Source organism: Cohnella laeviribosi DSM 21336 (assembly GCF_000378425.1).
GTDB lineage: Bacteria > Bacillota > Bacilli > Paenibacillales > Paenibacillaceae > Cohnella > Cohnella laeviribosi.
Map to the genome: position 1 here is coordinate 13,293 of NZ_KB899810.1, position 14,062 is coordinate 27,354.

11 protein-coding genes are annotated in these 14,062 nt (G+C 60.8%); 2 read left to right on the top strand and 9 right to left on the bottom strand.

Features of this window, described 5'->3' with window-relative positions:
• Positions 1-132 precede the first annotated feature (132 nt).
• The 5 genes from F560_RS22280 to F560_RS0102510 form a co-directional block, all read right to left on the bottom strand.
• The gene (locus F560_RS22280) at positions 133-1,767 is read right to left on the bottom strand and encodes a response regulator (protein ID WP_019004126.1); all 1,635 of its coding nucleotides are present in this window, start codon (positions 1,765-1,767) and stop codon (positions 133-135) included.
• Positions 1,768-1,822: 55 nt separating this feature from the next.
• A complete protein-coding gene (locus F560_RS0102495; protein WP_019004127.1) occupies positions 1,823-3,652 on the bottom strand; it encodes a sensor histidine kinase in 1,830 nt (609 codons plus the stop codon).
• 172 nt (positions 3,653-3,824) lie between these two features.
• Positions 3,825-4,340, bottom strand: a complete 516-nt coding sequence (gene mobB, locus F560_RS25870) for a molybdopterin-guanine dinucleotide biosynthesis protein B (RefSeq protein WP_019004128.1) — start codon at positions 4,338-4,340, stop codon at positions 3,825-3,827.
• 64 nt (positions 4,341-4,404) lie between these two features.
• Positions 4,405-5,118: a molybdenum cofactor guanylyltransferase gene (gene mobA / locus F560_RS24425; protein WP_019004129.1), complete on the bottom strand. Its 714-nt coding sequence runs from the start codon at positions 5,116-5,118 to the stop codon at positions 4,405-4,407.
• 35 nt (positions 5,119-5,153) lie between these two features.
• Complete coding sequence (locus F560_RS0102510) at positions 5,154-6,221, bottom strand: branched-chain amino acid aminotransferase (protein ID WP_019004130.1); 1,068 nt, start codon at positions 6,219-6,221, stop codon at positions 5,154-5,156.
• A 181-nt stretch (positions 6,222-6,402) separates the two neighbouring features.
• Between F560_RS0102510 and F560_RS0102515 the strand changes: the two genes are divergently transcribed.
• Entirely contained in the window at positions 6,403-7,296 is an 894-nt protein-coding gene (locus tag F560_RS0102515; protein ID WP_019004131.1) for a LysR family transcriptional regulator, read from the top strand.
• A 154-nt stretch (positions 7,297-7,450) separates the two neighbouring features.
• The gene (locus tag F560_RS0102520; protein WP_019004132.1) at positions 7,451-8,902 is read left to right on the top strand and encodes a catalase; all 1,452 of its coding nucleotides are present in this window, start codon (positions 7,451-7,453) and stop codon (positions 8,900-8,902) included.
• Positions 8,903-9,507: 605 nt separating this feature from the next.
• On the opposite strand, the gene F560_RS0102525 is transcribed toward F560_RS0102520, so the two are convergent.
• From F560_RS0102525 to hemE, 4 genes are all read right to left on the bottom strand, one after another.
• Entirely contained in the window at positions 9,508-10,014 is a 507-nt protein-coding gene (locus F560_RS0102525; RefSeq protein WP_019004133.1) for a hypothetical protein, read from the bottom strand.
• A gap of 284 nt (positions 10,015-10,298) precedes the next feature.
• A complete protein-coding gene (gene hemG, locus F560_RS0102530) occupies positions 10,299-11,789 on the bottom strand; it encodes a protoporphyrinogen oxidase (RefSeq protein ID WP_019004134.1) in 1,491 nt (496 codons plus the stop codon).
• Between the two features lie 125 nt (positions 11,790-11,914).
• Positions 11,915-12,859 carry a ferrochelatase gene (hemH, locus tag F560_RS0102535; protein ID WP_019004135.1) on the bottom strand — a complete coding sequence of 315 codons (945 nt, stop codon included), beginning with the start codon at positions 12,857-12,859 and terminating at the stop codon, positions 11,915-11,917.
• Entirely contained in the window at positions 12,856-13,908 is a 1,053-nt protein-coding gene (gene hemE / locus F560_RS0102540) for a uroporphyrinogen decarboxylase (protein ID WP_019004136.1), read from the bottom strand. Before hemE ends, hemH begins: the two co-directional genes overlap by 4 nt.
• Positions 13,909-14,062 lie beyond the last annotated feature (154 nt).

Here is a 14,062-nt window from a genome sequence, read left to right on the forward strand (position 1 = left end):
GGCCGGCGCGTTCATCATCGTCGGTTTATTCTCGTCAGTGCAAATATAAAGGGCAGCCTTTGGCACTGTCAACCAATCGCATGAATCCCGGCCGCGGCGCAACCGGCGAACAGGCGCGGTTGGAGCCGCCGCTCATTGCTCCTTGTCGGCCCATCCGGACAAAACCGGCTTGATCTCCCGCCGATGCGACAGCTCGCGGTATTCCGACGGAAGCATGCCGGTATATTTGCTGAACACGCGCGTGAAATAGCGGCGCTCCGAATAGCCGACCATTTGTCCGACCGCCGTTACGTTCTTGTCGCTTAAGGCCAGCAGCGATTTCGCCATCTCCATTCGCTGCCGGGTCACGTATTCCACGAACGTTTCCCCGAAATGCTGCTTGAACAGCAGGCTGAAATAGCTGCCGCTAATGCCGAGATAATCGGCCAGCAGGTCGATGCTTAAATCCGACGACAGGTTCCGCTCGATGTAGTCTTTGGCCGCCAGCATGAGCACGTCGCTCGTTTTCTTTTTCATCGCGCTGTCGATCGACTGGTCGATGAGGCGGTTGATGACCGCCAGCGTTTCGCGGATGCCGGGACTGCGGTCGATCCGGCTCCAAAATTCGGCTTCGTCGTCCCGGCCGATCACGTCCATCGCCCGCATCTCCCGCAGCAGATGAAGACAGACGTAATGCAGAATCGGCTCGATCCGTTCGAACGAGCTTTCCGGCAGCCTGCGGAAGCTTTCGTTCAGCTCGCGCAGCGCCTCCTCCGTCTTGCGCCTGTCGCAGCGCTTAAGCCCGGTGACCATCTCTTCGATCCAATCCCACAGGCGCTGCGTCTCCTCCTGACCGGCGCGCTGGAACGCGGGCACGATCACGCCCCCTTCCCCGCCGAAGCTTAAATTCAGGGAGCGCTGCAAATGTTTGTAGGTTCCGGCCAGCCGCTCGAGCGGAACGGAGACAGGATGAAGCGCAACGCGGATGCTCAGCTTCAGGTAGGCGCCAATCTTCCGGCGCAACTCCTCGGCCCATGCCGCGCATTCGCTCCGGTCGAACGACTCCGGCGGCGTGCGTTCGATCAGCACGCACCATTCGCCGCCGCGCATTTGCAGCACGGAATGCGGAACCTCGAGGCCGGCGAAATGCTCCTGCAAAATGTTGTGCACCGCAAAGTTCCACAGCTTGCGCTCCCGTTCGTCCCAGCGGACGCCCCTTTTGGCGTAGTCCTCCACATCGATGAGCATCATCGCGAACGCCAAATTTCCCCCCGATAGCTCGCTGAGCTTGAGAAGCGGCTTGGCCGTCCCGCTTCCGGCGTCGATCAGCAAATCGTAAAGCACTCTTTCGTAGGCAAGCCGGAACATCTGCCGCCATTCCCGCTGGATCGTCCGCTGCTCGGCGTCGCGCTCGCGGATGCCGTCGGCCAGCCGCCGAATCGTGCGGGTCAATTCCTCGTAGTCGATCGGCTTCAAAATGTAATCTCGGACTTCGTAACGGATGACCGACCGGACATAGCTGAAATCCTGGTAACCGGTCATCATGATGACTTCGGCGTCGGCGTCGAATTCCCGCAGGGCGCCCAGAAATTCGATTCCGTCCATGACGGGCATGCGGATGTCGCACAAAATCAGATGCGGGCGGTGCTCCCGGGCCAGCTCCAGCGCCGTTTTCCCGTTTTTGGCCAATCCGACGATCTCCGCGTTGACGTCTTCCCAAGGCACGACGGCTTGAAGATTTTTCAAAATGTTGATTTCGTCGTCCACCAGCAGCACCTTCAGCTTCATGGCTCATCCTCCCCTCGGACCATCCGTGCGTTCGCTTGCCTGTCCGCCGCCCGGATCAGGGCGCCGACTTCGGGATCAAGCATTTGATGACCGTTCCCATCCCCTCCGCGCTGCACAGAATCAACCCGTAGCCCGGACCGTAGTGGATGCGGAGCCGGTCGTTGACGTTGCCGACGCCAAGCCCCCGCCTTTCGCCGGTTTCCGCCGACTCCCCGTACAGCGCTTCGAGCGTCGTCGCCCCCCCGGAGGCGAACATGGCCAGCTTGCGCCGGGGTATGCCGATCCCGTTGTCCTCCACGTAGAAGGCGATGTTGTCCCCTTCCTCGACCGCGCTGACGCGGATGCGTCCCAAGTAGTCGATGCCCTCGAAGCCGTGCTGGATGCTGTTCTCCACAAGCGGCTGAAGCGTCAGCTTCAAAATCCGGTGGCGAAGCAGCCGGTCCGGCACGTCGATTTCGAATTCGAACAATTCCTCGAACCGGAATTTCTGAATTTCCAGATAACTTCGCACATGCTCCAGCTCCTGGTCGATGCGGACCTCTTCCTTCTGCTGGATGCTGATGCGGAAAATATTGGCAAGCTGCTGCACCATGCGGCTCACTTTCCGCCCTTCGTTCCGCACGGCCAAAATGTTGATCGACTCCAGCGCGTTAAACAGAAAATGCGGCTTGATCTGCGCCTGCAGCAGCATCATCTCCGCCTTGCGTTTGCGCCGCTGCTCCCGGACGACCTCGTCCAGCAGCTCGGAGACGCGGGCGACAAGGCTGTTGAAGCCTTTGGCGAGAATGACCGTCTCGTCGTTGCCGGTCACCGGCACGCGCGTGGACAGATCGCCGCGCTCGACGCGCCGCATGGCGCTTGCCACGCGCACGAAGGAGTTCACCGTCCGCCGGACGAACATCAGGTTGAAGATGAGGGCGCAGGCGAGCGAAGCGGCCGTAATGCCGACGACCCAGCGGAGGACGCGCGTCTGATCCCCGGACAGGTAGTTCCAGTCGGTCACCGTGACGAGCGTCCAGTCTCCGGCGCCGAGGCGCTTGATCTCTCCGAGGTTGTGGACGGAGACGAGGCTTTTGCGGCCGAGAAAATTCATCTTCGAGCTTTGATAGCTTTGCGTAAGATCGAGCTGTCCCGTCGGGTCCGCATGCAGATAGAAGTTCTGTCCCGCCAGATGCTCCCCGCTGTCGTAAATGATCGTGCCGCCCCGTCCGACGAGCAGGTAGCGGCGGTTGTCGCTGGCTTCGGTATTGTAGAAATCGAAAATCCGCTCGAGCTCGTTCATCTGGAACCGGATGACAAGCAGGCCCTTGCTCTGAAGCGTGTCGATGTCGAGCAGCACCCGGATCTGGGTGAACAGGTTGTTTTCCCCGGTCAGCAGCCGGTCTTCGTAGGGGCCGATCCAGACGGGCGCGCCGTTTTTTTTCAGCGCTTCGGCGTACAGCGGATTCGTCTTCAGCTTCTCCAGCGGAGCCGGCGTATCGGGAATGAACCTGACATTGACGACTTTACCGTCGTTGCCGTACAAGGTCACCGATTTGATGCCCGGATACGTCAGCAGAACCCGTTGGCTCAGCTTTTGCTTTTCCAGCATTTCTTCGATGTACGGATCGTCCGTCGCAGACGGCGACGCGCCTCCCATCCCGATGGACTGCTCGACGCTCTGCACGCTGTCCTTGGTCGTCACCCAGAAATCGGAGAAATAATTGGCCTCCTTGATCATATTGTTGAGGTTGCGCCCGATGGCGTTCATGGACAGCTCGAGCTGCTCTTCGTATTTCTCCCGGGTCACGTGCTGGAATACGAGATAGGAGACGGTGCCGAGCACAAACAAAGGGATGATAATGAAAACGAAAAAAGCCGTAAACACCCGTCGCCCCAGACTCATCGTCTACCGCGCCATCCTTTCGGCCGCCCGCTTCCTCCGGTTCCGGCAGGAAGAATACGCTTGCACTCTCCATTATAGGAGGCTCAACCCGGCGGTTTAAGTCCTTATTTATCCAAAGGGGGGATAAAAACCTCTACTTAAGGGAGAATTCCTTGAGGCCGCTTCGCTGCGCTCAGCGGCGAGAGTACCGACTGCGGATGAAGTCGATCAGGGCTTGCCGTTCCGCCCCTTCGGAGCGGAACGCGGCAAGGCCGAGCCCGGCGGCTTCGGCTTGAACCGCGGGCGCAGGTTCCCGCAGCATGACCGCCAAAACGCCGGGCAACCGCAATAACTCGGCGTCCGCATCGGTGCGGACGATGGCGATCTTCGGATAGGGGGCGGTTTTGAAGCCTTCCGCCAGCACCACGTCGAGACCGAACGGCTTCATTCCGTCGATCAGTTCGTCCAGCGTCCGCGGAACGCAGGCGAACCAGGCGGTCCTGGCCGGAGAGGAGACGGCGGTGACAAGCGCCCCCGCCCGCCGGTGAAGCCAGCTGTCCGTTCCCCGCGTATCCGGCTCGAACGTATCGTGCGCGTCGCGCTTGACGGTCCCGACCCGCAGCCCGTCTTGCGCCAGCGCGGAGACGAGCTCGCACAGCAGCGTCGTTTTGCCGGCGTTCTTGAAGCCGACCACTTGCAAAATGTCCACGTTGCCCCTCCTCCGGAAGCAGAAATGGGTAAGGAACCGCACCTTCCAAATAAGGCCGGCCGCGTCAATCGTCCGGGCCCGCCGCGTCCTTAAGCAGCCGGCGATATTCCTCCGGCGTGTCCACGTCCGTTGCGAAGCCAAGGCCGATGCCGGCGCGGATGAACGCCTCCTCCGGCACGCCGGTCCAGGCGATGGCTTCGAGCAGCGCGCCGAGCCTGCGCTCGCCCGCGGCCAGAAGCGCCCCGCAGACGGAGGCGAGGTCCGTGCGGTACAGCGCGTGCAGCGGCTGCGTTCGGCCGCCGACAATCGGAACGGCCGCCCGGTGCGTTCCGGCCGCAAGCTTCTCTCCCAGCAGCCGGGCCGCTTCGGGGCTCGGCGACGGATGGTCGCACGCAAGAGCCCATACAACCGGCGACGACGACGCCTTCAAGCCGGCGTGAAGTCCGGCAAGCGGCCCCAGGCCCGTCCATTCGTCCGGGACGACGCGCACCCGCCCAAGGCCGCAAACGGCTTGAAGCAGCTCCTCCGACGGCGGCGCGACGACGATCGCCTCTTTCGCCCATTCCAGGGCGAGTCGGCATTGTCTGCGTATAAACGGCTCGTTTCCGTACGTCAGCAGCGCCTTGTTGCGGCCGCCCATTCTTCGCCCGCGGCCGCCCGCCAAAATTACGGCCGCAACGTCCATCTCGCCGCTCTCGAATTGGCCGTTTTTTATGCTGACGCTGTCGCCCCCGCTCTTTGTCAAGCCCTCATCCCCTTTGCGGCCCGCATTCGCCACGAATTCGCCCCTCCCGGGACGCAATATGTGCGGACTTACACCTCGACCGTCCAGCCGAACGGGTCCGGCGCTTTCCCTGTCTGAATACCGGTCAGCGTTTCGTAAAGCCGCGCGGTCAGCGTTCCCGTCCGGCCGTTGCCGATGCTCCATACGTTCCCCTGCCAACAAAGCTCCCCGATCGGGGACACCGCTGCGGCCGTTCCGGTGCCGAACGCCTCGGCGAGCGTGCCGTCGAGGCTGGCCCGCTCCAGCTCGTCGATCGAAATCTGCCGTTCCTCGACCCTGACGCCCCAGCTTGCCAGCAGCCGAATGACGGAGTCTCTCGTCACCCCGTCCAGGATGCTGCCGTTCAGCGCCGGCGTGAGGACGGTATCGCCGATCTTGAAAAAGACGTTCATGCTCCCCACTTCCTCGATGTACCGGCGGTGAACCCCATCCAGCCAGAGCACCTGGGCATACCCTTCCTTCGCCGCTTCCCGCTGGGCCAAAAGGCCGGCCGCGTAATTTCCGGCCGCCTTCGCCGCGCCGACGCCTCCGGCCACGGCTCTGACATAATTGGATTCTACGTATATTTTAACAGGATTGATGCCTGCCTCGTAGTAGGGACCGACCGCCGACATGATGATGATAAACCGGTATTCGGCGGAAGGCGCCACGCCGAGCGCCGGTTCGGTCGCGATGATGAACGGACGGATGTACAGCGCGGTTCCCGGCTCCTCCGGAATCCAATCCCGGTCGACCGCCACCAGCCGTTTGATCGCCTCAAGCGCCAGTTCCCCGTCGATCGGCGGAATGCTCAGCCGGTAATTCGAGCGGTTCAGCCGCTCGATATGGCGGTCGGGCCGAAACAGCACCGTGCGCCCGTCCGCGGTTGAGTGCGCTTTCAAGCCTTCGAATACCGTTTGGCCGTAATGAAACACCTTGGCCGACGGATCAAGCGCAATCGGCTGGTACGGGATGATGCGCGGCTCATGCCAGCCATGGTCGGCGCTATAGTTCATGATAAACATATGATCGGTAAACACGCGTCCGAAGCCCAGCCGGCTGGCGGGAATTTTCGGCTTTTTGGCGGCACTGGGAAAAACGGAGATCGTCACATTCATCCTGATATCGTCTCCTTTGGCAAAATAATGTTTGTTAGTTGAATGATAGCAAGAGAATTCGTATATTAAAAATATCGGTTTTGTCGGTCGGCCATACCTTTTAAGTATCCGGCCTAAACGGCTGTGCCGCCTTTCGAAAATCGCGTCCGCAATAGCGCCGATAGAGAAAAGAGGGGCAAACATGGATATCCGCCAGCTTCGCTATTTTCTGGAGATTGCCCGCGAGGGGCAAATTACGCGCGCCGCCAAACGGCTCCATATGGAGCAGCCCCCGCTCAGCCGGCAGCTCAAGCAGATGGAGAAGGAGCTCGGCGTCACCCTGTTCGACCGCAGCGGCAAGCAGCTTGAGCTGACCCGGGCGGGAGAACTGCTGCGCCAAAAGGCCGAAAGCCTTCTCCAGCAATTCCACGAATCGCTTAACGAAGTCAAGGAACTGGACGAAGGCGTTCGCGGCACGTTGGCGATCGGGGCGGTCGTCTCTTGCGTCTCCCTGCTTCCTCCGAAAATCAAGCTGTTCCATGAACGCTATCCGAATGTCACCTTCCATATCCGGGAAGGAGACCACTTTCTGCTCGGGGATCTGCTTCATCACCGAAACATCGAGCTGGTCGTCACCCGCCTGCCGTTCGAATCCGTCCCTGCACCAAAGGCTTACGAAATCATGCCTCTTCCTTCCGATCCGTTTGTCGCCGTCGTTCCCCGCCCCTGGCTTGCGACAGCCAAGCTTGGTACCGGTTCCGTTACGCTGCGGCAGCTTGCGGATTGTCCGTTTTTGACCTTGAAGACCGATAAAACGACCGGCATGCACGAACGGGTGCTGGAGCAATTCCGGCAATCCGGGGCCGAGCCCCGCGTTTTGTGTGAATGCAGCAGCGTCGCCATCGCAGTCGCCCTGGTGGCCGCCGGCATCGGCATGACCATTTTGCCGAAATCCGTTATGGCCTCCTTCCCCCACCCCGATATCGCCACCGTCGCGATCGCGGATACCGTCTTCAAGTCGGAAGTCGGCATCGTCTGGCTGAAAGACCGGTATTTATCCAAAAGCGCGCGCCATTTTATCAGCATGTTCCGCTAACGCGTCATCCGCCTTCCCTTCGATGGCATGCTTCCCGAATTCGGCGAATATATTGTAACCGATTGCGGGCTCGGCGCTTGGGGCCGGACGGTACCGCAGGACAAACAACGCCGGGGGATGCGCTCATCATGCCTAGCGGGAGGGAGAATGCTTGATGGACAGACTGACCACCAATCAAGGGGTGCCGATCGGAGACAACCAGAACTCCAAGACGGCCGGCATCCGCGGACCTACGCTTCTCGAAGACTATCAGCTTTTGGAGAAGCTTGCCCACTTTGACCGGGAACGGGTTCCCGAACGCGTCGTACACGCCCGGGGCGCCGGGGCGCACGGCGTTTTTACGCTCAAGAACAGCATGAAGCGGTATACGAAAGCGGCGTTCCTTCAGGACGAGGGTACGCAGACGCCGGTGTTCGTCCGTTTCTCGACGGTGATTCACGGCCAGCATTCTCCGGAAACGCTGCGGGATCCCCGCGGCTTTGCCGTCAAGTTTTATACGGCGGAAGGAAATTACGATTTTGTCGGCAACAACCTGCCGGTCTTCTTCATCCGCGATGCGATGAAATTTCCCGACATGGTGCACGCCTTAAAGCCCGATCCGCGAACGAATATCCAGCATCCCGACCGCTACTGGGACTTTATGTCGCTTACGCCCGAATCGACGAACATGCTCGTGCATCTGTTCTCGGACGAAGGCATTCCCGCCAGCTACCGGCATATGCGCGGCTCCAGCGTTCACGCCTTCAAATGGATCAACGCCTACGGAAATACCGTGTACGTCAAGCTCCGCTGGGTTCCGAAGCAGGGCATCCGAAACCTGTCCGCCGAGGAAGCGTCCGCCATTCAGGCCAAGGACTTCAACCATGCGAGCCGCGATTTGTACGAAGCGATCGAGCGGGGCGACTATCCGGAATGGGACTTGTACGTGCAAATCCTGGACCCGGCCGATATGGATCAATTCGATTTCGATCCGCTTGACGCCACGAAGGACTGGTTCGAAGACGTCATTCCCTATCAGCTCGTCGGCACGATGACGCTTAACCGCAATCCGGACAATGTTTTTGCCGAAACCGAATCGGTCGGGTTCAATCCCGGCGTCGTCGTTCCCGGCATCGAACCTTCCGAAGACAAGCTGCTGCAGGGCCGCCTGTTCTCGTATTCCGACACCCAGCGATACCGCATCGGCACGAACTACCTGCAGCTTCCGATCAACTGCCCGTTCGCGAAAGTCAGCAACAACCAGCGGGACGGCGCGATGCCGTTCAAGCAGCAGACCCATCCGGTGAACTACGAGCCCAACCGCCACCAGGACACGCCGAAGGAAGACCCGGCCTACCGGGAGGCAAGCACGCCGATCGGCGGCGCGGCCGGCCGCCAGAAGATCGCCAAGACGAACGATTTCGGCCAGGCGGGCCAAGTTTGGAGACGCTTTTCGAACGAGGAGAAAGACGCGCTCGTCAAAAACCTGACCGCCGATCTGAAGCAGGTGGCGGAAGCGACCCGGCTGCGCGCCATTTGCAACTTCTACCGGGCGGACGCGGAGCTTGGCCAAAGGCTTGCGGACAATCTGAACGCGGACATTCAGCCGTATCTCAAGCCATTGTAAACAATGAGGCTCGCCCAAAAGCAAGTCCGCTCATCCGGCGGACAGCTGGCTTGATGAGAAATGCAGGTAAAATGAAGAAACGGCGGTGCAAGGGGATTATCCCTGCATCGCCGTTTTATTGCTTTCGGTCTATGGCCCCGGTTGCCCTGCATTTGTCCAAATACACGTTCCGTCTTGATCAGCCGCCTCGGTCATCCGCCGAACTTACAACGCATAGCCTTCCCCGCTTGCCCGCCACACCGGTCGGGCGCAACTGCAGTTGCCATAACAGCAACTGCAATGTCCGTTTGCGCGAGAACCCTCGATTGAAGTGCCTAAACGGCAATTAAATTGCGCATCCGGCCCGCCACACCGGTCGGGCGCAACTGCAGTTGCCATAACAGCAACTGCAAAACCCGTTTGCATGAGAACCCTCGATTGAAGTGCCTAAACGGCAATTAAATTGCGCATCCGGCCCGTCACACCGGTCGGGCGCAACTGCAGTTGCCGCAAAAACAACTGAAAAGCCCGTTTGCGCGCAATCCCCCGATTGAATCGCCGGATCTCGCCGTACCTCCCCGGCAGCGCCTTATCCGCGCGGGTTCGCGTGCGGCGGCCAATTCCGCTCAGGAAGGAATGAATTGCTTGTACGTAATCACGTAGCTGGCGCCCAGCGGAATCAGCTCGCTCAGATACTTGCCGATCAGTTCTTTTTCGACATCGGTGATCGCGGAGCCGGTGCGAATGTCGAAATGAATGACTCCCGTATGAACGTCATAGCGGGTGAAATGCATGCTCCCCCCGGCCAGCATGCCGTTGATGACGGCGGCAATCCGGTGCTGATCCAACGACCGGCTCATGGCGGCCTGCTCGACGCATTCCGGCAGCGGTTCGGCGATCGGGACCCCGTCGGCCTGCACCATGGCGTAAGGCTTAACTTTGAAGCAGACGTAAGGAAGCAGATATAACGAAGCGAAGCGGAGCAGTGCCTCTTCGTCCCGTTCCGGCAGTTCCAGCCGTTCGTTCCAGGCGTAGATGACAGCGGCGTTTTTGCCGCACGAATGAATGCGAACATACCTCAAATGCGGAAATTGGCTTTTGACCAGATGCTCCGACAACAAACGCGTCCCCATTCCAATCCCCTCCCACATGGTGTCAACCGCGGAGTCCAGTCGATGTCAGCGCTTACAATTCGTTTATCGCTTACTTTGTGCCTGACGGTTACGATCGCAAGGGTTCGTTTGGTACAGCGGGCCAAAAGAAGGCCGAAAGGTTCTCGTTGCCCATCCGTTTTGCAACAGCGGTTACTCCATCGTATTCAATTCCGGCCGCCATGATGAGCGGTTCTTCGAATTTCCGCAGAATGGCAAAAAGCCGCCCCGGATCGGGACGGCTTTACTTCTTTACTTATAGACGGTCAACCGGCCTGCAGGCTGTCCAGCAACCGTTCGGCCGCCGCCTTGCCCTGTTCGACGCAATCCGGCAGCCCGACGCCTTCGAAGGGCGCCCCGGCGGCAAACACGCCGGGCAGGCGGAGCGCCAGCTGTTCCCGGAACGCCGCGATATGCTTCAGATGATCGACGGGATATTGCGGCATCGATTGCCGCAAACGGGTAATCTCGACAAACAGGGGCGTCGCCGTCAGCCCCATATAGTGCCGCAGGTCGCGGCAAACCGCCGCCGTCATTTCTTCGTCGTCCAGTTCGACCGTCTCCTCGTCGCCCGCCCGTCCGACGTAGCAGCGGATGAGCCTTTTGCCGGCCGGCGCCGTATGAAGCCACTTGGCCGACGTCCAAGTGCTGGCCGTAATCGTCCGCCCCTCCGACCGGGGAACGAGAAAGCCGGAGCCGTCCAGCTTATGGTTAAACTCTTTTTCGTCATAGGCCAGCACGACGTTGGCAACCGAAACGTAACGGATGGCGGTCATCGCCGATACGTCGACATGAGGCGACAACAGCTTCGCGTTCGCATAGGCCGGGAGCGTAAAAAGTACGGCATCGGCGCCGAAGGAAGCGCCGTCGGCCAGCTGAAGCCGGTAACGTCCTTCCGTCTCCCCGCCTGCCGTCCCGCCGCCGGCTAGCGCCAAAGACGCGACCGGGCTGCCGAGCCGGATCTCGCCGCCCAGCGCGCGAATCCGCCTTTCCAGCGCTTCGATGACGGCGGACAATCCGCTGCGGAACGTCAGAAACGCCGTCGGCGGAACGCTCGCCCCGCCTACCGCTTCCGAACGCATTTGCGCCGCTTTCGCCCCTGCCGCGGGCGCCGCGCGCCGCGCCTCGATCATGCCGCGAATGACGCTTCCGTATTTCCGCTCCATCTCCGCAAACTGCGGAAAGGTGGCGTTCAGGCCGAGCTTGTATAGATCGCCGGCATGAATGCCCGCAAGCAGCGGCTCCAAGATCCGCTCGACCATTTCCTTGCCGAGGCGCCGCTCGAGAAAATCGCCGACCGTTTCGTCGCCGGTCTCCTCGCGCCTGGGCAGCCGCAGATCGTCCAGCGCCCGGAGCTTCCCGCGGGGAGAAATGTAGCTTGTTCTCGCAAACGCGCCCAGATCGTTCGGAATACCGAGATTCATCCCTTTGGGCATCGGCCTGAGCTTGCCGTCGGCCGCAATGTACGTGTTGGGCGCGGCAGGGTTGGTGCCGACCAGTTCGCCGAGCAGCCCGAGCTCCCGGGCAAGATGCAGCATCGGAAGCTTGCGGCCGAGAAACGAATCGGGTCCGCGCTCGATAACGAAGCCGTCGCGCCTGAGCGTATTGACTCTGCCGCCCAGCCGGTTCGAGCCTTCGAAAACCGTCACCGCAACTTTCCGCCCCCGCTCCTCGGCCATCCGCAACAGATAAAAAGCCGCGCTCAGGCCGGTTATGCCGCCGCCGAGCACCGCAATCCGGCAAATATCCCGTTCCATATGCCAGCCTCCTTTATCGTTTTCGCCCGCAAACCAAACAGAGGGCGAAGCGCCTTCGCTCCAGCCCTCGCCTTCCGAACCCGCCTTCCGGGCTCTCCCTCGCCCGGCCGCACGCCCGCCCGGCGTCAGCCGGCGAGTTCCTTCTCCGCCGCCCGTACCGAGTCGGCGAGCGCCCGCATGTACTGCGGATCGTCGTTCAGCATTTCGATCCGCTCCAGGCGGATGCCGCGTTCGCTCGCGAACCGGCTCGCTTCGATATCGATGTCGTACAGGACCTCGAGATGATCTGAGACGAAGCCGACCGGAGCCACAAGCACCGAGCGGATTCCTTCTCTGGCGAGCGATTCCAGCGTCTCGAGAATGTCCGGACCGAGCCAGGGCTGGCCGGTCTGCCCCGCGCTTTGCCACGTGAACTGCCAGCGGCCCACGTCCGCGGCGGACGCTACGGCGTGGGACGTTTCCAGCAGCTGCTCCGGGTAAGGGTCGCCGATTTCGACAATCCGCTGCGGCAGGCTGTGGGCGCTGAACAGGACGAGCACGTCGCCGCGGGCGTCCCCGAATTTGTCCAGGCCGCTCGCCACCCGCTTCGCCAGCGCCGAAATCAGCTCGGGATGCAGATGGTACTGCTCCACCCCCGCAAACGCAATGCCCTGCTTCTCCGCTTCTTCCCTCGCCCGCTTCAGGTAGCTGCCGACGCTCATCGAAGAATACTGCGGCGTCAGCACGATGCCGACCGCCTCGCGGATGCCGTCCTTCGCCATCGCGGCGATTCCGTCCTCGATAAACGGCTTCGCGTGCTTCAGCCCCTGGTAGCAGACGTAGCGGCCCGCTCCCGCCAGTTCGTCCAGCGTGCGCTGAAGCGCCGCCACCTGCCGGTTCGTGTTCTCCCGAAGCGGAAAAACGCCGCCGACAATCGCCCGGTAGCGGGCGGTCAAGTCTTCCAGTTGCTCGGGAGTCGGCGGATGGCCTCTGCGAATATGCGTATAATAGGCTTCGATTTCGTCCATACTTTCCGGCGTTCCGTAGGACATGACCAGCACGCCCACCGGCCGGGCAGCCGATTCGCTCATAACGACACCTCCGGCTTCAGCCGCTGTTCGGAGTATTCGTGCACGAATTCCGTCAGCAAACGCAACTTGTCCAGCGATGCGTCCGGAAACAGCCCGTGCCCGAGGTTAAAAATAAATCCGGGCTCTTTCATCCCTTCATCGAGCAGCCGGCGGGCATGCTCGCGGAGGACGCTCTCCGGCGCCGTCAAGACATACGGGTCCAAATTGCCCTGCACCGCGAACTTCCCGCCGGTGCGGCGACGTCCTTCGGCGATCGGCACCCGCCAGTCGAGACCGATGACGTCGGCGTCGAGCCGGCCGAGCAGCGGAAGCAGCTCGCCGGAGCTTACGCCCGGAAAATAAATTTTCGGAATGTCCAGATCGGAAAGCCGGTCGAAAATGCGCTCCACATGAGGCAGCACGTACTCCTGGAAATCATGCGGCGCAAGCGCTCCGACCCAGCTGTCGAACAGCTGCACGGCGCGGGCGCCCGCAGCCGCGTGGGCGCGCAAATATTCCGCCGCCATATCGGACAGCTTCGCCATCAGCTTGTGCCAAACGTCCGGATGACCGTACATCAGCGCCTTGGTGTTCATGTACGATTTGGACGGCCGGCCCTCCACGATATAGCTTGCGAGCGTAAACGGCGCCCCTCCGAACGTAATGAGCGGCACTTTAAGCTCCCGGACGAGAATGCGGATCGTCTCCAGCACATGGGACAGATCGCCTTCCACGTCGATCGGCTTCAGGCGCTCCACGTCGTCCGCGCTGCGGACCGGATTATGAATGACCGGACCGACATCCTTGACGATATCGAAATCGATGCCGATCGACGAAACGGGATTCATGATGTCGGAATACAGAATCGCGGCATCGACGCCCAGCTTGCGGACGGGCATCATCGTCACTTCCGCGGCCAGTTCCGGCTGGCGGCAAATTTCCAGCAGCGAATATTTTTCTTTGATTTTCCGGTAGTCGGGGTCGTACCGCCCGGCTTGCCGCATATACCAGACCGGCACCCGGTCCACGGGCTGCCTGCGGCATGCGCGCAAGAAACGGTCATTAAACATGCTTCAGCTTCCCCTTCGATAGTTGTAGGTTCCCAATGCTTCCATTATGCCCTTTTTGCTAGGCTGCCACAACATGGATGCCGGAACGGAGTATGACAAAGCTATGACAATCGCCGCCTAAAGGTCGATCCGAAAGATTGTGATATACTGGAAG